This is a genomic window from Brevibacterium sp. UCMA 11754 (assembly GCF_021532275.1).
Classification (GTDB): Bacteria; Actinomycetota; Actinomycetes; order Actinomycetales; family Brevibacteriaceae; genus Brevibacterium.
The window spans coordinates 312350-335799 of sequence record NZ_JACBOT010000001.1 but is presented as its reverse complement, the minus strand read 5'-3'; the positions used below and the strand labels follow the sequence as shown (position 1 = coordinate 335799).

Sequence of the window (23450 nt, the reverse complement as noted above, 5' to 3'; positions counted from 1 at the left end):
GTCACCTCGATGGTCATCTCTTGCCGTTGCCGGCCAGCGAACCGAGCAGAGTCAAAGTCATGGCCAGAAGCAGGGCAACCGCGGCGGCGATGAAGCTGCCGGTGATGGTCTCACTCAGTGCAAGGGCGACCAGTGCGGGGCCGGCGATCTGGCCGAGGCTGTACCAGGTCGTGAGTTTCGCGGCAGCTGCAGTGATGCCCATTTGGGTGCCCTCGCCGATGGTCATCATGACCGCCCCGACGAAGGTCCCACCGAAGAGTGCCGCGGAGATGAGGAGCAGGACCGGATTGGTGCCGAAGACCGCGATCGCGGCTCCACCGACCTGCAGGCAGTAGCAGACGACGAGCCCGCGGCGGGTGCCGATGCGGGCGGCGACGTTCGACCAGATCAACGGTGAGGCCGCCGTCGCAATGCCGGCGACGACCCAGGTTGATGCGGCAGCTGTCTCACCGAAGACCGGTTTGGCAAGAACAACCAAATAGGTGCCGATGATGATGTAGCCGAAGCCTTGGAAGAAGTAGCCGGCCGTCAGTACCGCCATGGCCCGGCGGATGATCGGTGCCGTCGGGGTGATGGCGGCGGGATGCTCGCTCGCGCCGACCACCTCGGCGGGCGGACCGGCAGCCCCATCGCCTCCGCGTGCAGGCATGGGCCAGGTCCAGGCGATGGCGGTGAATACGGCGCTGAGGAGTGCGCAGATGAGCCACAGCTCGCGCCAATCGACAAGAGAACCGGCGGTCAGGACGATGGCTCCGGAGATGAGGATGCCGGTGCCGATTCCCGCATAGACGAGGCCGGCATCGGCAGGTCTGCGGGCCACGAACGGGATGCGCTGGGTGATGCAGACGAAGATCAGGCCCGAAGCGATTCCGGCCAGCGTGCGCACCGATCCCTGCCAGATCAGATTCGACGTCAGGGGGATGGCGGCCAGGCACAGGGTGGAGACGATGAGGCTTAAGCGGTAGACGCCTCGGGTAGGTTCAACCCAGCCGCGGGCGATGACCAGGGAACCGATGAAGTATCCCACGTAGTTGAGTGTGGCGATCCAGGCACCTGGAGCCGAGCTCCAGTGCAATGCGGCGACCATGAGCGGGAGGACGGGCGTGTAGAAGAACCTGCCCATTCCCATGGCCAGAGCCAGTCCGAGGGTGCCGCGGATGACGGTGGTGTTGGTCGTGCCCACAGCAATGGCCCCTTCGGTCGGCGGCAACAGTTGGCAAGCTCGACGAATGGTTGTTGAGTCGCCGTCGGCCACTCTATGCTGTCTCGCTCACGAACCATGATCCCACTGTCTTGTTTCGGGACAGGCCGAAGGGAGGTTCATGTGGACTCACGCTGGGCTCGGTTTCAGATTCGTTGTTGCTGCCACTGGCGAACCCAGGCGCGGCCGTAATCATTGCCGTTGGGTACGCGCATGAGCGTGTGAACATGGAAGCGTTGGGGAACGTCGTAGTCGAGGAACACTCCGCAGTGGTGGTCAAGTTCGACGATGAGCACCGGGGACTGGAACCGGTAGTAGAACACATCCCCCGGCTCGGTTCCTCCGATCCAACTGAAGTACGAGTCGTGCAGGTGCTCTCCGACTTCGCGCAGCTTCGCGCGGCACGGGCCCTGGGGCAGGATTTTGAGGAAGGTCGCGACGAGGGCGACAACAGCCTCCTGCGTCCGAGCATCCAGCGTGCCCACCCGCACTCCCTCGTAGGGGATGACTCGGTTGTCTTGAAACGCTCCGGCAAGATGTCGTTCGTCACCGGGATGGACGCGACCTTCGGGCATGGCCGGATCGACGATCTGCTCGTAGACGACCGCCTCGGCGCGCTGTTCCTGGCTCAGCAGCGCCATCACGTCCGTACCCGCGTCGACACGATCATCGAAGGAACGCAGGCCGACGTGTGGTCCCGCATCAATCTCGTTCGGTTCCGCCCCATGGAACACCGGTGAAATCGTCATCCGGCCCTCGACGATCAGGCAGTTGACGGCGCAGTGATGGCCGTAGAGCTGCCAACCCCAAGGCGCCCTTTCATCGGGAGTTCCGTAGACAGCGAAGTTGTACGAGAACTCGCCGAGGATGTTCTCCAGTCCCACGACCTCCCCGAGGAATCCGTTGATGAGCATCATCGAATGGGTGAGCTCGAATCCTTCGTCACTCAGGCTCGCCCGGACAAGGTCCAGCGCGGCTTGCCGCACCTGATCTGAGGTGAACTCGAGCCGCAGGCCGGTGTCGAACTGCATGAATTCGGGATTAGCCCAAGTCTGCCACTCGACCGCATCGACCGGGTAGCGCAGCTTCTCCACCTCGTCGGCGGAGCAGGTATCGAACAGTGTCTGGGCAGCGCTGAGCATTTCCGTGACCGGTGCTTCCTCACCCGGCTCGGCAGGAGCGAGTGGGTAGAGTCCCTGGATGATCTGCCCATCATTCGTGACTCCGGTGAAGTCATTGAGGTAGAGGGGCTCCCAGCCGGCGACGAGGCCACCGGTGAAGGTGCCTTGTGCTTTGGCGACCTCACGGTACTCGTAGGCGTTGAGCTCCTTGAGGTCCTCGATCCTCGGGTGCCCCGGCGGGTACATGAACTGGCGAAACGGCGTGGAATTCTCATGGGTCATCAGAGTCTCTCCTTCGACGCTCAGCCGCGTGAGGACGCGTGGTCAGCGACGGCCGCACGCACGGCCTCGACGTCACCTGCGGAGATGGCGGCGACGAGGTTCTCGTGCACCCGCACACGCGTGCCCCAGTAGCTCGAGTCGACCTCTCCGTCCTGCTCGGCGTGGGCATCTGAAAGGAACCCCAAAGTGCTCTCATAGACGGGTCGGGCCATCGAATTCGGGCAGATCGCCGCGATCGCGGCGTGGAGCTTCCAGTTGCTCTGCATGAAGTCGTCCCAAGTCCGGGCCTCGCGCATCTCGTCGAGAACCGATTCGAGCTCTCGGCAGTCGGCTGCTGAGCGGTGGAGCGCGGCCTTGAGGGCGATGAGCTCCTCGAGCGATTCACGCAGTTCGATGGCATCGGCAGCCGACGCCGGATCGCCGTCGACGCGCATGAGGGTGTGGCGCAACCGCACGATCGGGGTCGTCTTCGCCACGAATAGGCCTCCGCCCCGGCCCGGTTTGACGACGAGGACACCGCGATCGCGGAGGAGCTTGACTGCCTCGCTCACGGTCGTCCGCGCCAGCCCGGTCTCATCGCGGATGGACTCGAGGGTGCCGAAGAAGTCGCCGGCAGCCAACTTGCGTTCACCGATGGCTTCGCGGATCGATTCGGCGAGGTGTTCCCCGCGGGAGAGCGGACGGGAACGGCTGCCCGATTGCGGGAGGACCGCCTCGGCGGAGTTCTGGACATCGTCGGTGATCTGTGCCATATTTCTATTTAACCATACGAAACATACATATGTTTAAGTTCTTTACTCTGCGAGGAGACGCAATGAAGCTCATTGGACTGGAATCGCCCGACCGAACCACCTTCGTGGCCGACAGGATCTCGGAGACCGAGGCCCGGGTCATCGCGGAGCTGCGGGAGTTCTGGTCCGATGCTGCTGGACACATCGCTGCCGCCGGCGACGCTGCTGACCACAAAGCCGCCGGTGAGATCGTTTCCATCGCCGACTACCGTGTCGTTCCGCCGGTGCTGCCCGAGGCGCGGGTCATCTGCATCGGACTGAACTATCGGGCCCACCATGCAGAGGGCAGCTTCAAAGATCAGGCCTTCCCCGAGCATCCGACGCTCTTCGCTCGCTGGACCCGCAGTCTCAGTGTCGACGGTGCCGAGATCCCAGTGCCTGCCAACGAACGCGGCCTCGACTGGGAGGGCGAGATCGTCGCGTACGTCGGAGATACCCTCGCCGATGCCAGCGACGATGAAGCGCAGGCCGCGATCGTCGGCTACTCGACCTTCAACGACGTCACCTCGCGTATCGCACAGAAGCTCACCTCCCAGTGGATTCTCGGGAAGAACGGCGACAATTCCGGTCCGCTCGGTCCACTCGTCCCTGCCTCCGAGGTCGGCGACCTCTCCGACGGTCTGCGCGTGCGTACCCGGGTCAACGGTGAGACCGTCCAGGACGGCAACACCGCCGACATCGTCTACTCTCCCGCGTCGACCCTGGCCCTCATCTCACGCACCTTCACTCTGCTGCCGGGGGATCTTCTGGCCACCGGAACACCTGAGGGCGTCGGCTACACGCGTCAACCCGAATGGCTCCTCCATCCCGGCGACATCGTCGAGGTCGAGGTCGACAGACTCGGGTCCCTGAGGAACCGCATCACCGCACGCGCGAACTGAGTACAGAGCATTCTTCATCCATTGCTCACCTCATCACCCACCGACAGTCACCACTTCAAAGGCGAAGACCAATGACACCACACATGCGAACACCCACATGGGCCATCCTCCTCATCTGCTGGCTTGCCCTCCTCTGCGACGGTTACGACCTCTACGTCTACGGCGCGACACTGCCCGGTTTCCTCGGAAGCCCCGACTGGGGAGTGACCAAGAGCCTTGCTGGCACCGTCGGCAGCATCGCCCTCATCGGGATGCTGCTCGGCTCACTGGCGGCCGGCACCCTGACCGACAGGCTGGGCCGACGGAAGCTGCTGATGACCTCGCTTGGCATCTTCAGCATCGGCATGATCCTGTGCGCCCTCGCACCGAACTTCACAGCATTCGCCATCTTCCGGTTCATCACCTGCATCGGAGTCGGCGGTGTCCTGCCGACCGCGGTGGCCATCGCAAACGAGTCCGCGCCCAAAGGCAAGGTGTCCCTCGCCGTCGGAGCCGTGCTCACCGGACCGCCTGTGGGTTCGCTGATCGGAGCACTGACAGCCACCGCCCTCGTCGTCGACCACGGGGTGCGCCCCGTCTACGCACTCGGCGGGCTCTCATTCCTCCTGCTGCTCGCCGTGTGGCGGTGGCTGCCGGAGTCCGAGGTCTTCCTTGCGGCAAAAGCCGCACCAGCGGCACCCGGTCGCACTCGCGTCTCCGGGGTCTCACGACTGTTCACAGTCAAGCAGCTCGTACCAACGCTGCTGTTCTGGATCGTGTGCGCGATCAGCATGCTCACAATGTTCGGGATCACCACCTGGCTGCCCGTCATCATGCAGGATGCCGGATTTGCCGCCCAGTCCTCGATCGCCTTCCTCTCGATCTACTCTTTGGGGTGCATCATCGGTACCGTGGTCATCGCATGGATCGCTCAGCAGTCGGCACCGAAGTACATGGTCATCCTCGGTTTCTCGATCGCCGCACTGTCATTGCTGGCAGTCTCGATGACGCAGAGTCACCTCCTTCTCTTCGCCGCGATCTTCTTCGCCGGTGTGGGAGGAATGGGGACACAGAACATGATCAACGATCACATCGCCCAGTACTATCCGCCCGAGGTCCGCGCCACAGGGCTCGGCTGGGCGCTCGCCGCCGGCCGCCTCGGCGCCATCGCCGGACCCACCTACGGTGCGATCGCCGCCACCGTGGGCGGTTTCCCGGGAGCCGCAGCAATGTGGTTTGCGATCCCCGCCGTGCTCGGCGTGATCGCCGCTATCGCCATGCCGCTGCGTGACAGAATGGCGGTGCCCGCCAAGCCCATGTCCACCGAAGGAGCCTCTGCGTGACCATCGTCCACGGACTCGACAAGGTCCCCGACCGTACGACTGTCGCCATCGCCGGTGGCGGCCCGAGTGGAACCTACCTGGCCCTGCGCCTGGCGGCTGCCGGCGTCGACTCGGTCGTCATCGAACCACGAGCCGAGGTCGACCCGCTGCGGCCCCGGGCCAAAACCACGAACGCGCGGACCATGTCACTGCTGGCCGGCATCGGGCTGGCCGAAAGAGTCCGCGAGAGTGCGGCCCTGCCGGTTGCCTTTTCGCAGGACGTCGTCTTCTGTACAAGCCTGAGGGGTCACGAGCTCCGGCGCTTCCATCATGCGTTCCAGCTTGTCGCCGGCGACTACGATCTCTCGCCTGAATGCGGTCAGCAGATCCCGCAACCTGAGGTCGAACAGGTGCTTCGCGAGGCGGCAGCGCGCAATAACCACATCACCTACATCACGGGAGCCCGAGCACTGGGCGCAGATCCTTCGTCTGGCACTGTCAGCGTTGCCTCGGACGCCAGCGACGGTGCCGATGCCGATGTGGTCGAATTGGCGGCGAAGTGGATCATCGGAGCCGATGGCGGCACATCGCGAGTACGCAAATCTCTGGACATCAATTTCCAGGGAACGAGCGCCCCGCGCCCGAACTTCAACGTCGTCTTCACCTCGGCGAGGCTGAGAGGGCAGGTGAGCATCGATCCGGCCGTGCAGTGGTGGATCGTCAATGAGACCACTTCGGGAATGATCGGCGAACTCGATCGGGACGGCACCTGGTGGGCCATCCTCCAGGGCTGTGACCCCATTGATGACCCCGCCGAGGTGGCCGCAACGATCCGTACCATGGCTGGGGTCGGCCCCGACGTCGACATCGAGGTGCTTGCCACCGATTCGTGGACCGCGCGGATGCTGCTCGCTGATTCCTACGGCGGTGCGGAGAGCGACCGCCGTGTCTTCCTCGTCGGGGACGCAGCTCATCTCAATCCGCCCTGGGGCGGGCACGGCTTCAACACCTGTATCTCCGACGCAGAGAACCTCGCCTGGAAGCTCATCGCCGTCCATGATGGATGGGCCGACCCGAGCCTCCTCGACAGCTACGAAGAAGAGCGGCGTCCCGTGGCCGCCCGGATGATCGCCGATGCTGCGGCGAACGGGAAAGCACTCGCCTACGACTTCATCGACCCCTTGCTCGATGCGGCCGGAGCCGAGGGAGACGTGGTGCGCGCACGGGTCCACGAGGCGTTGGCGGTCAAGGCCAGCGAATTCCATTCCGAAGGTCTCGTCCTCGGATATGAGTATGCGGGCACTTCCCGCGTCGCCTCTGGTCCGGCTCCCTTCGTCGATGCCGTCGAGTATCGTCCCCAGGCTCTGCCTGGTTGTCTGCTGCCGCATTTTCGACTTGTAGGCGGAGCGAGCGTGTATCTCGATGCGCGCGGCTTCACCGTGTTCGTCACCGGCGAGGACATTTCGACCGAGAAGCTCGAACTCACGGCGCGGGGGAATACGATCCCTCTGCGGGTGATTCGTCTGTCCGGGGCCGATGCTGACACGGCACGAGCGCTGTGGGGTAAGGATCTGGTGCTCGTGCGGCCCGATTTCCATATTGTGGCCACTGCATCGGTGGCTGCATATGCGTCCGCAGGTGAGGGGGACGGAGTGATTGAAGTGGCGGGTACCGGCAGGCGTACCGCCCCGATATGGTCCTTGCCTCGGCGCTGCTCAGAGCGGTCGGGCTCCCGACGACTGGACTGAAGGCGGACACACGATTGCAGAACTCACGGCCGCAGGGCTTGCCGCCTGGGAACTCGCAGCCGCAGGGCACGACTCAACGCAGGGAGGCCTCATGACCCACACTGCAGCATTCGACCCGGCCCATCCCGAGCTTCTCCTCGACCTAGAGCTCCCCTCGGGACAGCCGCCGGAGGAGGGGTGGCCCGTCATCGTCTGGATCCACGGAGGTGGCTGGAGGCTGCAGGACCGCACTGCCCGACCGGACTTCGCCCGGCACTTCTGTTCCGCCGGCTTCGCCATGGTCTCCATCGACTACCGTCGCGCGCCCGAACACCCACATCCGGCACAGGTCCATGACTTGCGCCAAGCGCTCCGGTGGCTGCGCAGCCATGGAGACGAGTTCTGCCTGGACAGCGATTCCATCGGCCTGTGGGGGTCGTCGGCAGGCTCTCACATTGCCGCGTTCACGGCGCTGAGCGCACCCACACCGAGGCTGCCCGGGGAGACGATCCCCGCCGACTACGCGAACCTGAGCACCGAGGTGGCCTGCGTCGTCGACGGTTACGGCCCCGCGGATATCGCGGCTCTGCTGCCAGGATTTCCTGAGCCTGAGCCTGAGCCTGAGCCTGAGCCTGAGCCTGAGCGGGGGCGGGAGGCGGGGCCGCGATATCGGCGCGCAGCCACGCCCGAGGAGGACCTCCTCGGCGGACTTCCCTCCACCGCGACTGCTTACGAAGCTCTGCGGGAAAGGGCTCGCGAGGCGAGCCCCGCACTCCTGGACATCACCGATTCCCCGCCCTTCTTCATTCTCCACGGAACCGTGGACGCCGCAGTGCCGGCTGCTCAGTCCCGGGAATTCCACGAGCGGTTGAGCGCGCACGGCGGCGAGTCCCTGCTCTACCTCATCGAGGGCTTTGGCCATGGATTCTTCAACCCTGGAGAGGTGCTCGAACTCGGGCCCGGCGTCCGACTCGACAACGGCCGACTCGAGGCCGAACCCGAGACCCCCTTCACCGCTGACAACCGCGGCGGCTTCGATCCACGGGGGAGATACCCGTCCTTCGAGCTCGTCCGCAACTTCTTCGCCCACCACCTCGGCGCAGTCCGGCGCTGACCGGGCACTGTGCCGAACACACAATCCATCATCGACGAAAGGCCGACAATGACTACCTCATTCGATTGGGAGAGAGTCCAAAGGACTGCCCTTCTCCACGACGAGCTTCCCGGGGAGCTCGCTCCATTCGTACTGTCCTCGGGCGAGGGCCTGCGCCACCACCTCGGCGATTGGCATGTGACTACGATGGCGCGGCACATGGACACCGGTGGGGAGTTCTCGCTGTACCGGATTGCCCTTCCGGGTGGTTCGGGCTCACCGGTCCTGTCGGGTCCGGGGCACTCGTTCGTCCATATCATCGAGGGCGAGGTGACTCTGACTTTCGAGGGACGCGATCACTGCCTCATCGGCGGGGACTCGGCATCGATTCCAGCCGGAGTCGCTTTCTCACTGAAAGGTGGGGCCACGATCAACTCGCTCTTCTTCTACTCAACCGAGGAATGGCTTCACCGCCTGGCCAGCGAGGTCGGGGAATCGACGGGATCGCACATCTTCTCCAGGCGGCCCGCCTTGGCGGTCTCCGAACTGCTTCGCAGTGAACTCGTCGATGGATATGGGGTCACGATCCATGGCGGCGGCGAATCCGCTCACCACGGTGCTGACGTCGATCGTCCGGGCAATCATCTGCCCGACGGTGAGGTGCCCTTCGTCAATGCGGCCGGCCACGGTGATCGGTTCGAGACTTTCGAGCAGGTGAACGCCTATCCCGTTCGGGCCCGCAATACCGGCGGCAGGTTCTTCGCGATGGACACGAGGGGCGCCAAGGCACCCTATATTCCGCTGCATTTTCACCAGGAGCATTCGGAGAACTTCCTCTGCCTCGGCGGTCGGGTCAAGCTCCATGCCAACGGCGAAGAGGTGATCCTCACCCCTGGCGACTTCCTCCATGCGCCGGCGGGCACGATCCACAGCTTCTCCCTCGCAGCGAACAACACGCACATGCTCGGCCTGCTCACGCCCCCGGTGTTTGAGCCGTTCTTCGAATACATGAACGACCCCACCGAGGAATACGTCTACGTCGAAGGCGGATCACCCCACTTCCCGGCAGCGGGATTCGAGAAGGCGCAGGCAGAACTCGACCTCGTCGTGGTCGGCCCGCCGCCAGCGTCCTGAACTGACTGATAGGCATTGTGGCGCTGAGCGGTGTTGCCACGGTGACGCGGTCAGTGCAGGGCTGCCTGGGTGAGGGGATCCGGTCAGGAGGGGCAACCCCAGTGATCATTCGCGACTGAGTTGACCCATGATCCTCGACGTGTGACACTTGTGACATATAGTTTTAGGCTGACGGATTCAGCGTGTACTTCAACTGACTAATAATTTTGTGACTAAACAAATGGCGGAGATCATGTCTACCCTTACCGTCCCGTCTTCGGCGACTCCTGAAGAGACGCTCGCGGAAATCGACGCGTTCGCCAGTTCGTTGAAAAACGACACCGTCCGCGAAGCTCTCGAAGCGTTCGCTAGAACTTTACGCTCGGGCAACGACCTCGTGATGGCCTCTCCCGACGACGCTGTGACGACTTCGGCCGCCGCAAAAATCCTCGGCGTCAGCCGCGCTCACCTCTATAAGGTGTTGGATTCGGGAGCGATACCTTTTACCGTCGTGGGGAAACGTGATCGGCGCATCTCGATGGCTGATCTCCGCGCCTTTGTCGAGAAGACTGAGAACGTTCGGAAGAGTGCGGCTCACGCTGCAGCGCGACGACGGGAAAATCGCGCGCGTGCTCTTGACGAGATGGGATGAGATAAATCTCTACGTCAGGGGCTAGCGATACTGTGACAATGTGGACTATATACGTCGTGTAACCTTACGTTGCTTGTGCGAAGACCTGACTGAGGACTGGGGCGATGTTGCTCAACATCGCAAATACCAGGCACTGTGGGATGCCGTGCGCACCGGCGACAAGGACAGCGAGATCGCCATTCTGTTGGAATCGTTGCCCAGTGTCGGGATGGCGGACCACCCTCTTGTCCGCAGCTTCAAAGCGTCGTTCGCGTTTGCTGGTGCCGAGGTTCGCAGGGAAAGTATCAGCGGCCTTACAGAACCACATTGGTGGAAGCAGAAGGTCTCTCGCTGGCGAGGTGCTGCCACCGACACAAACATGGTTGGAGAGTAGGAGGCTTGGCTCTGTGCAGGCGGATTGCGCGCTGCCGGCGACGATCGAGATTTCTATCGTTCATTCATGCGTCGAATTGCGACAGACGGGGCGCGTCACTTCCTTCCGGACGAACACGACCGTCGGCTCCAGAATATTGAAGCGAAAATCGCGCGTATGGAAGCCTGGCACAGTCAGATCCAGCTTTCTGCGCTGATCTGTATTGAGCGTGCCTACCGTGAGGCGAGAACGGTTCCCCTCCACGTTCCTGCCCCGTCTCCAAGCGCAGTCAAAGTCCCGCTGCTCCACTTGGAATTTGATGTCGACCGTGAGGAATTCGAAGATGAAGAGCTGATCGAACTTACGTTGCACGTCTCTTCGCAAGATGTGTCGAAACCGTACCTCGTCGAAGACGCAGTCAGCTCGATTCGGGAGATAGTGGAGCCGGTTGTCGAGAAGTGGAGACTGCTGCCTGGCTCGGGGAGCGAACTGTTTTGGTCAACATTTGTGGCGAGAGAGGTCATCGGTACGGCAGTAAGCGCAGTGGAATTGGGTGAGTTGCCCGACTCGATCGCAGAGTCCAACTTCCGTCTGGCGGTTCGGGCGCATTACGCGAGGAAACATGAGATTGTGGGCGCGTCGGTCGACGGGGACGCAGTGAGAGGCTTGTGTGGAGTGTGGTTCGTTCCAACGACGAATCCTGACGGTCTCGACGTCTGTCCTGTATGCGCTGACGCCTACGGTGATTTGGAAGTGGGTGGCAACAGCTGATCTCGGGAAGCTTTAGCTGGATAGCCAAGGGTAGACAATCAGATGGCGATGTAATCGTTTGTTTCCCGTTTCCTCAGTAAGAGGAGACGAAATCCCACGGGTGCCGGTCTTCCCCGATTGAGGGGAATGTCGGCACCCGTGGGATAGCTACGGTGACGTGCTCAGGGCGCGGCCGCCTCGGCGAATGGATCAGGCGTTGGAGGAGACCCTCTCCCGTTCCTCTGGTACCGCTCCGGGACCGGTCTCGGTCGATGCAGCCGAACCGTGAACATCAGGCTCAAGCGAGAGCTCGTCGAACGGGCTGGAGCCATTCAGGGCTGCACGTGCCTGGTCGATGTCGATCTCGTGGGTCCACTTGCCGATGAGCAGAGTGGCCACGGCGTTGCCGGTGAAGTTCGTCAGGGCACGGCACTCGGACATGAACTTGTCGATGCCGACGATGACGCCCATGCCGTCGAGGAGTTCGGGACGGTGTGATTGCAGGCCCGCGGCCAGTGTTGCCAGTCCCGCGCCGGAGACTCCGGCGGCGCCCTTCGAGGCGATGATCATGAACACCAGCAGCGAGATCTGCTCGCCCAGGCCCATCGGCATGCCCATGGCCGTGGAGACGAACAGGGAGGCCATGGTCAGGTAGATGGCGGTGCCGTCGAGGTTGAACGAATACCCGGTGGGCACGGTGATGCCCACGACGGGCTTCGAGACTCCAGCGTGTTCCATCTTCGCGATCAGACGCGGCAGAGCCGACTCCGAGGACGAGGTGGAGAAGATGAGCAGGAACTCACGGGCCAGGTACTTCAGCAGCAGGAAGATGTTGAGGCCGGTGACGATCTTGAGGATGGAGCCTAAGACGATGACGATGAACAGGGCACAGGTGAGGTAGAAGGCACCCATGAGAGTCGCCATCGCACCGATCGCGGCCCAACCGGTCTTGCCGACGACTGCGGCGATGGCACCGAAGGCGCCGACGGGAGCGGCCCACATGATCATCATCATGAGCTTGAAGACGACGGCCTGGATGTGGCCGATGCCCTTGAGAACGGGTTCGCCGGCCTTGCCCATGGACTGCAGGGCGAATCCGACGAGGAGTGCGAGCACCAGGGTCGGCAGCACCGCGATGTCACCGGGGATGAGACTCATGAGGAAGTCAACGGTCCCGTTGGATTCCCCGCCGGCAGCCGCCTCGTAGGGTTCGAGCTTGAGACCCTCACCCGGGTGGATGAGGTTGCCGACGACGAGGCCGATGACCAGGGCGAAGGTGGCCATGATGAGGAAGTAGATCAAAGCGATGCCGCCGACCTTGCCGACGGTGGCCGCCTTGGCCACGGAGCCAACGCCTAAGACGATGGTGCAGAAGATGATCGGGGCGATGATCATCTTGATGAGTGCGATGAAGGCCGTGCCCAGCGGCTCGAGTGCCTTACCGGCTTCGGGGGCGATGAGTCCGATGGCTGCGCCGGCGAACACGGCGATGATGACCATGATGTAGAGCCAGTGCGTGCGGTCCTTCTTACGCTGCGGTGGGGTGGGACCCGCCTCGGCGACGGTGTTGTCTGATGGCAACGTTGCCATGTCTCCTCCTTGAGTGGTGGTGCTCGCGACATCGGGTCGCGAAGAATTTCTCCATGAGCATTCCAGAGACTGTGACGGCTGTCTCGGTTGCGTTCATAGTGTTCATGGCCGCGATCACATCGTCGACTATTGTGGGGCTGTACGACATGACGAAACGAAGGGAATGCTCATGAGACTCGATACAGCACTTCTGCGCGCCGTTCCCGGTGCGTTCATCCTCAACTCCGGCATCGGCAAGCTCGGCCTCGATGAGGAATCCGCCGCCGGCCTGCAGCAGATGGCTGCCAATGGTGTCCCGTTCGTTGAAGAGATGACGCCGGCCCAGTTTGGGAAGTTCCTGTCCTACGGTGAGATCGCCGTCGGTGCCGCACTGCTGCTGCCCTTCGTGCCCACCCGCATCGCCGGAGCCGCTCTGACGACGTTCTCCGCCGGGCTCGTTGCGAACTACTTCTCCATCGACTCCATGACCCAAGACGACGGCATTCGCCCCTCCGAAGACGGCATCCCCGTGGCCAAGGACACCTGGCTGGCCGCGATCGGACTGGCACTGATGTTCACGACCGGGGACAAGAAAAAGAAGAAGCTCAAGAAGTAGTTCTCATCGAGGCCATGAGTCACCGAGAGCCGCTGGGCCAGGGCGCAAGCAACGCAGTTGCACCCTGGCCCGGCGGCTCTTCCGCATGCAGCTGGCGCTCATCGCCCTCGATTGCCCCGCAACGTCGGCTACGAGCAATGTGACGACGCGGACGAACGCTGCCGTCGCGACCACAGACCTACGCCGGCGTCGTGGCCCCGGCCAGGCGCGGCCGCGGGCATTCGTCAAGGAACGCACCCATGCTGCTGGCTCAAGTCTGGGTTGCGGTCACTCCGTAGTCCACTGATATAGGTACGGCCTATAGCTTCTAGCAATGGTTTCGTCTTGTTCGCATTCATCGAAGTTGAGATTCTGAAACAACAATCGTCAACGGAGATGAGTCCATGCACAAAACACAGGTTTCAGAAATTCCGACCGGCATAAAACCGTCCGTCGGCATCACCCCGACCCGGCGGGATTGGGTCATTGTCGCGCTGCTCCTGGTGTTCTTCACCCTGAACTTCGCAGACAAAGCCTCGATTGGTTTCAGTGCTACCCAGATCAAAACAGACCTGGGGATAGGTGACTCGGAGTACGGGCTTCTCAGCAGCGGCTTCTTCTGGCTCTTCGCCGCCGGTGCCGTCGGCATTGCCGCACTCTTCAAGTGGATCAACCTCTTGTGGGCAGCGCCCATACTGATGCTCGCCTGGGTTGCCACGATGATCCCATTGACCATGGAAACCAGCTTTTTGGTTCTGTTCCTCTCCCGAATGGTCCTGGGCTTTTTCGAGGGGCCCGCGCACGCGTTGTGTCAAGGAATCGTCGCACTGAGATTCCCTGCAGAGAAGCGCGCACTGGCCGGTGCCATCGTCAACGCGGGATCATCATTGGGCCCATTGCTCAGCGCGCCGATTCTGACCTGGATCGTCGTCAAATATCACTGGCACGCTGCGTTCATGGTCCTCATCGCGATCGGACTCATCTGGGTCGGTATCTGGTGGTTCGTCAACCGGGGAAAAATGCAGATGTTCAATTCCAATCTGCCTGCCGGTGAACGCATCCGCCTCGAAGATACCAGCGGCCGAGCCGACCCAAATGGGGACATCACGGTTCCGTTCTACTATTACTTCCGGTTGAGTTCGTTCTGGGGGCTGGGAATACTGAGCTTCGGCGGTTACATCATCACCTCCGCCAAGACCTCCTGGCTACCTGTTTTCATGCACGAAGGTTTGGGGTACTCCCAGGAACTCACGGGCACACTGGTGACTCTGCCCTACGCCTTCGCCGTCGTTGTCCTCATCTCTTCGGGCGCGCTGTCCGGATGGCTGATCAAACGAGGCTTCTCCTCGAAGTTCGCCCGCAGCTACCTCACCGCATTCGCCCTGATCTTCGCTGGTGTCAGCTTCATCATCTTCAGCTCCATCGATTCGGGACTCATCCAAAGTATCTTCGTCGTCGCCGCCTTCTCGATCAACAGCGTGGCCTTCTCGATTGCGTTCGCCGGTGCAGCGGACTTCCTGCCTGCCAAGCAGCGAGTTCCCTTTTTCGGGTGCATCATCGGCTTCTACAGCATCGCGGGAATCTCGGCCCCCTACGTGATCGGACTTCTGGTCGACAGCGCCTCGAGCGTCGAAGCAGGATACGGTCTGGCGTTCCGCGTCGTCGGGGTCGCCATTATCGTCTGTGCACTCCTGGGCGGAAGTCTCCTAGATCCAGAGAAATCGCGTCGCAAGCTGTTGGCTGCGAGCGCTAAATACGCAAGCCGCAAGGAGAACTGAATGAGTACGCAGCCACTGCAGGGTCTGACGATTCTCGACCTCGGACAGTATATTTCTGCTCCACTCGCAGGTCAGAACTTCGCAGACATGGGGGCCCAGGTCATTAAGATCGAACCACTACATGGTGAGCAGGCCCGCAACATCGGGCTCTTCGGAGACACGATGGTCGAAGCTTGCAACCGCGGAAAGACCAGTTGCGCGCTTGACCTCAGCACTGAAGAAGGTCGAGCGACCTTCTACGACATGGCCGCCACCGCCGATGTGGTCATCCACAACTTCCTGCCTCGAACCGCAGTGAAACTGGGAGTTGATTGGTCGACACTCTCGCAGCGTTTCCCTCAGCTCATCTGCGGAGTGGTCTCCGGTTTCGGGCGGTTGGGCCCACACGCCGGAAGCCCAGGTTTGGACATTATGGCCCAGGCCGAATTCGGGGTGTTGGGCCTGACCGGCGAAGCCGACGGAGAGCCTCAACGAGTCGGCTTCGCCGTCGCCGACGTACTCGCATCCCACGCATTGACCAGCGGAGTGCTCGCCGCAGTCGTCGCTCGTGACCGTGACGGGCACGGCTCTTTGGTTGAGACCTCTCTGATGGAAGCCACCGTTCACGCCCAGGGCGCGCAATGGGCCGAGTACGCAATGACGGGGCAAGCGCCGACTCGCAAAGGCAATGGCCAACCGCATGCTGCCCCCGCTGCCGAAGTCATCACCGTGAACGGGTCAAGCTTCGTCCTCTCCGCATACACGGATGCGAAATGGACGGCCCTGTGTAAGGCCATCGGCCGAGAAGATCTCCTCGGCGATGACAAGTTTGCCACGAACAGATGCCGAGTAGAGAACCGACCAGCCTTGCTCGAAGCAATCACCAATGCCTTGAGCGGCATGAGCGCGGTCGCCGCGGTGGACATGCTCCGTGAGTCGGGGATCGTATGCGGACTGATCAGGACCCTGGACGAGATCCGCGAGGATCCGGATCTGCAGGCAAGCGGGATGCTGTCTGAGGTCGAATCATCGGCTGGAGAGCGGCTGCTGCTACCGACCCTTCCCGTTGTCTTCAATGGCGAGCGTGGCGACTCGACCCAGGGCGCCCCGCCCGTCGGTGCAGGCATCCGCGTGACGAACTGACGCACTCCCACAAACACGCTCGCACCAATAGGCCTGCTTGTCAGGCCCTCAAACGCTGTTCCACAGCCCCTCCCGACCGTTATAGAAAGAGTTAGAAATGATTGACCCAGCTATCAAAGAACTGAACTTCTCGGAGTATCTGGAACGAGTCGCCGCATTCACAGGCGAGGTGCTCATCCCCGGCGAGGCCGAAATGGTTCGGACCGGGGCCGTACCCGAACGGATCGTCGAGGACATGAAATCCTTGGGACTCTTCGGAATCTCCATCCCTCGAGAACTCGGTGGTCTGGCTTGGTCCATGGAAGAACAGGTCAAGCTGACCCTGGAATTCACCCGAGCATCGGCCGTGTACCGTTCGCGATTCTCCACCGTCATCGGCCTCTGCTCACAGGGGCTCAACGAATTCGGAACACAAGAACAGCGGGAGAAGTGGCTGCCGGCGATGGCCGGGGGCGACACGGTCACCGCATTCGGATTGACCGAACCGGAGGCAGGCTCGGATGCCAAGGCGCTGGGCACTCACGCGCGGAAGACCGCTGACGGGTGGGTGCTGAACGGCGGTAAGCGATACATCACCAATGCCGCCTGGGCAGACCAGCTATTCATCTTCGCGAACACGGACGAGGCGGAGGACCCCAGCTGCTTCATCGTTGACCGGTTGAGCGAGGGAGTGACAACGCGGGCCGCCGACATGATGAACGGTCATGAAACCGGCCCAGTTGCGGAAATCGAACTCAATGAGGTCGCGGTACCTGTCGGCGCGCTGGTCGGAGACGCCGAAGGAACCGGAATGAAAATGGCGCTGCGGGGAATCAATCACGCCCGAATGCACGTGGCAGCGACCGCTGTCGCGCAAGCCACACGGATGCTGGAAGAAGCCGTTGCCCATGTCAGCCAACGCGCTCAGTTCGGGGCTCCGCTGGCGGACCTCGGCGTCGTGCAGAACACACTGGGCGAGTGTTTCGCGCAGCTCGAAGCCGGCCGAGCTCTGACCTTGGAAAGTGCCCGCACCTTCGACGAAGGCATCATCGCCCGGCATCGGATCTCGGCCGCAAAACTGTACTGCACAGAAATGGCCAGCCGAGTCGCCGACGAATGCGTTCAACTGCTCGGTGGCGAGGGAATCGTCGGCCCCCACCCTGTTCCACGAATGTGGCGAGACGTTCGAGGCCTGAGGATCTACGAAGGATCGTCGCCAATCCATCGCAGAAACCTCGGTCGAGCGATGATCAAACAGATGGCGAAGGATGAGACCCTGCCTGACTCATACCGAGTGAAATAGAATTGAAGGATGGAACTCAGGCACCTTGAGTATTTCGTCGCTGTCGTCGACCACGGCGGAGTCAGCCGAGCTGCAGAGGCACTGCACGTCGCACAGCCGACCATCTCTCAAGTGCTGAGGGTTCTCGAACGAGAACTCAAAGTAGATCTGTTCGTGAGGACAGGCCGGAGACTGACTCCGTCTCCGGCCGGACTGGCATTGGTCTCCGATGCACGCAAGGCGCTGCGGGGCGTCTTGGCCGTGACGGATCACGCGAGAGAGATCCAGGACGCTAAAACGGGGATCCTCACCATCACCACGATGCCAGAGCTCTCCAGTGACGCGCTCGTCTCGTGGGCATCGGCCTTCATGCGCAGCAATCCTGAACTCCAATACTCCATCTCAGAGGCTGATAGTGCTGCGGGCCTGGCGACTGCCGTGGAAACCGGGCATTCGGAACTCGGGTTCACTTCATTGCCGATAGCCCAACACCCACAGCTATCTTCCTTGACGATTGGGACGCAGAGACTCCTGCTCGTAGCACCACCGAATTCGGGCCATTCCTTGGCTGATGTCTCTGAGAAGGACGTCGTCAGCATTTCAGAGCTCCCAGAGATTCCCATTGCAGTCTCGCATATGGCAAACCGAGAGAACACCGCAGTGGCAAAAGTGTTCGAAGAATGTGGAGCGAAATTCGCCCCACAGGCCATCTGCCCAAACCGCTCTACCCAATTGGCATTCGTGCTCAGCGGAGACATGTTCACATTTCTCCCGCTGCGCATGGCACTCACTGCATATCGGCAGGGCGCGACGATCTTCGACACGGACCCCCTCATCGAAAGCCCCTTCGGCTTCGTCTTCCGACGGTCCGGACTGAGCCAAGCCGCCCACCAGCTCATGGAATCGTGCCAACAGTCATTGAAAGGCTGGACCGATGCGACAGAGAACGGGTTCGCCAAGCACGGGTCATATGCGGCAGCGATCCGAGATCTGGCAACCCGAGGGTAGGCTCGCATAGATTGTGTCTGCAGCGCGGTCGCCTGACCCGCTGAAGAGAACAGGAGTGAAGAGCCTAATGGACGACTCATGAGCAGCATGAAGCTGATGCCGTTGGCGCGCAGGCTCTTCTTCCTCCAGCTGGCGCTCATCGTCATCGTCTGCACCGCACTGTCCATCACCAGCTACGTCTCGACGCTGGGCTCTGCCCGGCAGGCGACCTCGGAGCGGGTGCTCTCCATCGCCGAGACCTTGGCCCATGACCCCTTCGTCATCTCCTCGGTGGAGGCCGCAGGTGATTCTGATGCCTCGGCGAAGCTCCAGCCCTATGCGTTGACCGTCATCGACACCGCCGAGGTCGACTTCGTGACGATCATGGACCGCGATCGCACCCGCTACACGCACCCGGACCCCAAGCAGCTGGGCAAGGACTATATCGGCAGCATCGACCAGGCCCTGACCGGTCAAAGTCAGGTCGAGGAGTACGAAGGAACCCTGGGTGAGTCGGTGCGCGCGATCGTGCCCGTCACCGACTCATCGGGTGAAGTCACAGCCATGGTCGCGGTCGGAGTGACGCTGAAGACCCTGTCGGTGGCCCGGGCTGCCGCACTGCCGCAGATCATCATCGTCGGCCTCGCCGCGATCGGCCTCGGTGGGCTGGGCTCCTGGATACTCAGCCGCTACCTGCGCCGAGTCACCCTCGGCTACGGGCCCGAACAGCTCAAGTCCCTGTTCGCGTTCTACGACTCCGCGCTGCATTCGTTGCGCGAGGGCCTCATCCTCGTCGACGATGATGGGCAGCTGGTCCTCTACAACGATGAGGCCGCCGAGCTGCTGGGGCTGCCCGAGCCCGATGAGCGCACCCCCATTCCCCTCGCCGAGGTGGCCCTGCCCTCGTCCGTGTCATCGTTGTTGTCGTCGGGTCGGGATGCCGTCGATGAGATCCACCTGACTCGGGACCGGGTGCTCGTGGTCAACCAGAAGCAGGCGAGCCAGCCCGATCGGGGTGCGCTCGGTTCCAGCTCCAGTTCTGGGGGAACGGTGGCAACCCTGCGCGATCGCACAGACATTCAGGAACTCACCGGTGAGCTCGAGACGATGCGGACCCTGTCCGAGGCTCTACGGGCCCAGACTCACGAGCATTCGAACCGTCTGCATACCGTGGCGACGTTGATTGAACTGGGGCGTTCGCGGGAGGCCTTGGACTTCGCGGTTCGGGATCAGCAGGAGTCGCAGCGGCTGACCGATTCGTTCGTCGATTCCCTTGATGAGCCCTTCATCACCGCGCTGATGATCGGCAAAGCCGCCCAGGCCCACGAACGCGGCATCGAACTGACCGTCACCGCTGTCGGTGAGCTGCCGCCGAGCAGCCTGGACGCCCGCGACCTGGTCACCGTGGCCGGCAACCTCCTCGACAATGCCTTCGATGCTGCAGCGAACTCTGAGGAGCGGCATGTGTGGGCGGACTTCGTTGCCGCCGACGGGGAGCTCATCATCACGGTTGCGGACTCGGGGTCGGGGATCGATACGGAGGAGATCGACGCGATCTTCCATCTCGGCACCTCTGCGAAGGCTGCTCCGGCTGGATCCGGTGGGCGCGGGTTCGGACTGGTGCTGGTGCGCCAGGCTGTGACGAGACTCGGCGGAGATCTCGAGGTCGAATCCGACGGGGGAGCGATCTTCACGGTGACATTGCCGCTGACTGCCGATAGCCTCGACGAGGGTAGCAGCGATGCCGGGAACGAACGGGGAGGAGGCGATGATGGCCGTTGAACGCGACCTGCGTGTGCTCATCGTCGAAGACGACCCGATGACTGCGGAGGCCCATGCCGACTTCGTGCGCCGGGTGCCCGGATTCGTTGTCGCCGGCACCTGCCTGTCCGGCCACGATGCGCTTGAGAAGTTCGAGTCTTTCGGAGTGAGTGGAGAGCCGGTCGACATTGTGCTGCTGGATATGAACCTCACCGATTCGCACGGGCTCGACGTGGCCAAGCGCATGAACGCGAAGGGCTATGGTGCCGACATTATCGCGATCACTGCGGTGCGCCACCTGCAGGTTATTCGGTCCGCGATCTCGAGCGGGGTGACGCAGTATCTGATCAAACCGTTCACCTTCACCATCTTCCGCGAGAAGCTGGAGAACCAGCGGGATTTCCGCCTCAACCTTGACGGTTCGGGCGCCGGTTCCTTGGCCACGCAGGCCTCGGTGGACAATGCGCTCAGCGCCCTGCGCTCTGTCTCATCGGGCCGCTTGCCCAAGGGGTTGATCGAGGAGACGCTGACGGCGATCTCCCGTGTCGTGCGGGATGCTGACTCTGCTGTGTCGGCCACCGAGGTGGCAACGACCTTGGAGCTCTCTCGGGTGACGGTGCGCCGTTATCTGGAGCATCTGGTGAAGACGAAGCAGGCAGTCAAGCAGCCGCGGTATGGGACTCCAGGGCGCCCGGAGTATGAGTATCGGTGGGTTTGAGGTTGAGGCCCCTCTGAGTGCGCCGAAGGAGTTGTTCACGACGAATCGATCTCCCGAGAATGTCAAAACTGTACCGGAACTGGTACGCTTTTGACATAGGGCGAGAGGCGGAGTCATGGGCTACCGACACGATCTGTGGGAGATCGCTGCAGAACAGCACGGTGTCGTCACGATCACCGAGGCTGAGGACGCGGGGGTGCCCGCTGTCGAGGTGCGCAAACTTGCCCACCGCGGCGCACTGCAGGCGTATGGCCAGGGCGTGTACATCCACCGTAGTGTGCCCACGACAGACCTGACCGAGCCGGCGGTGGCGGCGGCGCTGGCCGGTGACGGAGCATTCCTTGAGCGGGAGACTGTGTTCGATCTGCTGGGTCTGGGACAGTTCAATCCGCACCGCATCCGGGTGGCGACCCGTCGCCGAGTGCGCAGGACCCTTCCCGAGTGGGTTGGCCTCGAGACGCGGATGGATGTCCCTGACGAGGACCTGACGCATTACGAAGGCATCCCCGCGACCACTGTTCGTCGTGCTCTCGTCGACGTGCATGACAGGATGCCATCGGAGCGGTGGAAAACGCTGGTCGAACAGGCACGTCAGCGCGAGTTGATCGACAACCACGACGTCGCGAATCTGACAGGTCAGTAGGACGCTGCATGAACACCGCGACACCACTGAACTTTGCGCAGAAGATCCGCGCGTTGACGGACCCCGACTACTCCCGCGCCCATGACCTGGTGGATCTGCAGCTGCTATGGGCCGCAGAGCCTGAGCTGGACTCCGTGCGAGAATTCTGTGTGCGCACATTTAGCTTCCGTCGCGCACAGTAGTGGCTGCCCCTGCCGTCACGGACTCTTCGTATACATGGCCACGATCTCGCGCTTGAGGATCTTGCCGCTGGGCCCCTTGGGCAGCTCCTCGACGAATTCGATGATCCGCGGAATCTTGTACGCGGCCAGATTCTCCCTGGCGAATCTCTCCACTTCTTCAGCGTCGAGCTGAGCTCCGGGGGATAGGGCGATGACAGCGGTGACCTGCTGCCCGTATTTCTCATCGGGGGTGCCGACCACGCTGGCCTGAGCGACTCCCGGAATCTCGTAGAGGACCTCTTCGACCTCACGCGGGTAGACGTTGTAGCCGCCGTGGATGATGAGGTCCTTGATCCGGTCGACGATGAACAGATACCCGTCATCATCCAATTTGCCCAGATCTCCCGTGCGGAACCAGCCCTCGTCATCGAGCACCTCGGCGGTGGCCTCGGGCTTATTCCAATACCCGAGCATGACTGCCGGGCCGCGGAGGGCGACTTCGCCGACCTTACCTGCAGGAAGGCGTGATCCGTCCAGGTCGATGACCTTGACTTCGAACCCAGGAGTGGGCAGGCCGACGCTTCCGACCTTCCGCGTCCCGAACAGCGGATTGAACGTGCCCAGCCCGGCCGTCTCCGTCAGTCCGTATCCCTCTGCCACAGGGGCAGAGAATCGCGCTTCGACCTTGCGGATCACCTCTCCGGCGATCGCCGCACCGCCGGAGCTGACGAGTCGCAGGTTCGGTGTCGCGGCCCCATCGGCGTTCGTGAGCACCGACATCCACATGGTGGGCACACCGGAGATGATGGAGACCTCGTCCTTCGCCAGGGCGTCGACGAAGGCCTGCGGATCCCACCGCGGGAAAAGCGTGAGAGGGGCACCGGCACTCAGCGCGGGCAGGGCCATGTCGGCGAGCCCGAAGACGTGGAACAGCGGCAGGCCGGTGGCCGACCGGTCATCAGGGGAGGTCTGAGTCATCTCCTTGACGATGTCCGTGGTGGCGATGAAATTACCCAGGGACAGCATGGCACCCTTCGGCTTGCCGGTGGTGCCGGAGGTGTAGAGCAGGGCAGCCAGGTCGTCCCAGCCGAATTCGACACGATCGAATTCGGCGACGCCGTCCTCTCTCAGCCGAAGGCTCGGCCCCTCGTTGCCGACCAGCGGCAGGGTGTCGAAGTCGATGTCGCGGCCGCTCGCAGCGCTTCGTCCGGCCTCGGCCATGGCTGGGTGGGCCACAAGCCGACGTGCGTCCGAGTCCTCGAGGATGTAGTCCAGCTCCCGGGCCGTCGAGAGCGGATTGACGGCGACGGTCGCGAGTCCGGCGGCGTGGGCGCCGAGGAATTCGATGAGGAACTCCGGGCACGATGGGGCGATGAGCACCGTCCGATCACCCGGGCGAAGCCCGGAGGCACGGCAGCGATCGCGTGCGGCTTCGATCTCGCCGAGGAAGCGCAGCTGGGACAGCGAGACCCGGTCCGGGCCAGGGGGAGTGCGCACTGCAATGGAGTCCGGGATCGTCTGCGCCCAGGGGATGAGCAGATCGATGATTGACGTGCGCAGGGTCGCGGCCATGAGACTCCTTCGGGTCACG

At 62.5% G+C, this 23450-nt stretch carries 22 protein-coding genes; 17 read left to right on the top strand and 5 right to left on the bottom strand.

All coding sequences use genetic code 11. From position 1 onward, the window contains the following. Nucleotides 1-13: 13 nt before the first annotated feature. The 3 genes from HX613_RS01545 to HX613_RS01535 all read right to left on the bottom strand — a co-directional run bounded on the left by HX613_RS01545 (nucleotide 14) and on the right by HX613_RS01535 (nucleotide 3356). On the bottom strand, nucleotides 14-1183 hold the full coding sequence (locus tag HX613_RS01545) for a YbfB/YjiJ family MFS transporter (RefSeq protein ID WP_235343728.1): 1170 nt from the start codon (nucleotides 1181-1183) through the stop codon (nucleotides 14-16). 164 nt (nucleotides 1184-1347) lie between these two features. After that, nucleotides 1348-2604 carry a DUF3500 domain-containing protein gene (locus HX613_RS01540; protein WP_235343726.1) on the bottom strand — a complete coding sequence of 419 codons (1257 nt, stop codon included), beginning with the start codon at nucleotides 2602-2604 and terminating at the stop codon, nucleotides 1348-1350. A 20-nt stretch (nucleotides 2605-2624) separates the two neighbouring features. Beyond that, nucleotides 2625-3356 carry a FadR/GntR family transcriptional regulator gene (locus tag HX613_RS01535; RefSeq protein WP_235343725.1) on the bottom strand — a complete coding sequence of 244 codons (732 nt, stop codon included), beginning with the start codon at nucleotides 3354-3356 and terminating at the stop codon, nucleotides 2625-2627. A 62-nt stretch (nucleotides 3357-3418) separates the two neighbouring features. On the opposite strand from HX613_RS01535, the gene HX613_RS01530 reads away from it, so the two are divergent. From HX613_RS01530 to HX613_RS01495, 8 genes are all read left to right on the top strand, one after another. Further along, on the top strand, nucleotides 3419-4276 hold the full coding sequence (locus HX613_RS01530; protein ID WP_235343724.1) for a fumarylacetoacetate hydrolase family protein: 858 nt from the start codon (nucleotides 3419-3421) through the stop codon (nucleotides 4274-4276). 83 nt (nucleotides 4277-4359) lie between these two features. Beyond that, entirely contained in the window at nucleotides 4360-5598 is a 1239-nt protein-coding gene (locus HX613_RS01525) for an MFS transporter (protein ID WP_235343723.1), read from the top strand. Then, nucleotides 5595-7325, top strand: coding sequence for an FAD-dependent monooxygenase (locus HX613_RS01520; protein ID WP_235343722.1), 1731 nt, complete (start codon nucleotides 5595-5597; stop codon nucleotides 7323-7325). The genes HX613_RS01525 and HX613_RS01520 overlap by 4 nt, the downstream gene beginning before the upstream one ends. A gap of 91 nt (nucleotides 7326-7416) precedes the next feature. Then, nucleotides 7417-8418 (top strand): alpha/beta hydrolase, encoded by a 1002-nt coding sequence (locus HX613_RS01515; protein ID WP_235343721.1) that lies wholly within the window; start codon nucleotides 7417-7419, stop codon nucleotides 8416-8418. Between the two features lie 48 nt (nucleotides 8419-8466). Further along, nucleotides 8467-9531, top strand: a complete 1065-nt coding sequence (locus HX613_RS01510; protein WP_235343720.1) for a cupin domain-containing protein — start codon at nucleotides 8467-8469, stop codon at nucleotides 9529-9531. A 220-nt stretch (nucleotides 9532-9751) separates the two neighbouring features. Then, on the top strand, nucleotides 9752-10162 hold the full coding sequence (locus tag HX613_RS01505; RefSeq protein ID WP_235343719.1) for a helix-turn-helix domain-containing protein: 411 nt from the start codon (nucleotides 9752-9754) through the stop codon (nucleotides 10160-10162). Between the two features lie 73 nt (nucleotides 10163-10235). Further along, a complete protein-coding gene (locus tag HX613_RS01500) occupies nucleotides 10236-10535 on the top strand; it encodes a hypothetical protein (protein WP_235343718.1) in 300 nt (99 codons plus the stop codon). Between the two features lie 66 nt (nucleotides 10536-10601). Continuing rightward, complete coding sequence (locus HX613_RS01495; protein WP_235343716.1) at nucleotides 10602-11285, top strand: DUF3039 domain-containing protein; 684 nt, start codon at nucleotides 10602-10604, stop codon at nucleotides 11283-11285. A gap of 189 nt (nucleotides 11286-11474) precedes the next feature. Here the strand turns inward: HX613_RS01495 and HX613_RS01490 are convergent, their stop codons facing one another. Then, the gene (locus tag HX613_RS01490) at nucleotides 11475-12854 is read right to left on the bottom strand and encodes a cation:dicarboxylate symporter family transporter (protein WP_235343715.1); all 1380 of its coding nucleotides are present in this window, start codon (nucleotides 12852-12854) and stop codon (nucleotides 11475-11477) included. Between the two features lie 163 nt (nucleotides 12855-13017). Here HX613_RS01490 and HX613_RS01485 point away from each other — a divergent pair, with 163 nt between their 5' ends. From HX613_RS01485 to HX613_RS01445, 9 genes are all read left to right on the top strand, one after another. Beyond that, nucleotides 13018-13449 (top strand): hypothetical protein, encoded by a 432-nt coding sequence (locus tag HX613_RS01485; protein ID WP_235343714.1) that lies wholly within the window; start codon nucleotides 13018-13020, stop codon nucleotides 13447-13449. Between the two features lie 383 nt (nucleotides 13450-13832). Beyond that, entirely contained in the window at nucleotides 13833-15206 is a 1374-nt protein-coding gene (locus HX613_RS01480; protein ID WP_235343712.1) for an MFS transporter, read from the top strand. Next, a complete protein-coding gene (locus HX613_RS01475; protein ID WP_235343710.1) occupies nucleotides 15207-16328 on the top strand; it encodes a CaiB/BaiF CoA transferase family protein in 1122 nt (373 codons plus the stop codon). A 97-nt stretch (nucleotides 16329-16425) separates the two neighbouring features. Further along, nucleotides 16426-17610, top strand: a complete 1185-nt coding sequence (locus HX613_RS01470) for an acyl-CoA dehydrogenase family protein (RefSeq protein WP_235343708.1) — start codon at nucleotides 16426-16428, stop codon at nucleotides 17608-17610. Nucleotides 17611-17619: 9 nt separating this feature from the next. Then, the gene (locus HX613_RS01465; RefSeq protein WP_235343706.1) at nucleotides 17620-18597 is read left to right on the top strand and encodes a LysR family transcriptional regulator; all 978 of its coding nucleotides are present in this window, start codon (nucleotides 17620-17622) and stop codon (nucleotides 18595-18597) included. Between the two features lie 78 nt (nucleotides 18598-18675). After that, complete coding sequence (locus HX613_RS01460) at nucleotides 18676-20358, top strand: ATP-binding protein (protein WP_235343705.1); 1683 nt, start codon at nucleotides 18676-18678, stop codon at nucleotides 20356-20358. After that, complete coding sequence (locus tag HX613_RS01455) at nucleotides 20345-21055, top strand: response regulator (RefSeq protein WP_235343704.1); 711 nt, start codon at nucleotides 20345-20347, stop codon at nucleotides 21053-21055. The genes HX613_RS01460 and HX613_RS01455 overlap by 14 nt, the downstream gene beginning before the upstream one ends. Nucleotides 21056-21170: 115 nt before the next feature. Then, nucleotides 21171-21698, top strand: a complete 528-nt coding sequence (locus HX613_RS01450) for a type IV toxin-antitoxin system AbiEi family antitoxin domain-containing protein (protein ID WP_235343703.1) — start codon at nucleotides 21171-21173, stop codon at nucleotides 21696-21698. Nucleotides 21699-21706: 8 nt separating this feature from the next. Beyond that, nucleotides 21707-21880, top strand: coding sequence for a nucleotidyl transferase AbiEii/AbiGii toxin family protein (locus HX613_RS01445; RefSeq protein ID WP_235343702.1), 174 nt, complete (start codon nucleotides 21707-21709; stop codon nucleotides 21878-21880). A 15-nt stretch (nucleotides 21881-21895) separates the two neighbouring features. On the opposite strand, the gene HX613_RS01440 is transcribed toward HX613_RS01445, so the two are convergent. Next, nucleotides 21896-23431, bottom strand: a complete 1536-nt coding sequence (locus HX613_RS01440; protein WP_235343701.1) for an AMP-binding protein — start codon at nucleotides 23429-23431, stop codon at nucleotides 21896-21898. Between the last annotated feature and the right edge of the window lie 19 nt (nucleotides 23432-23450).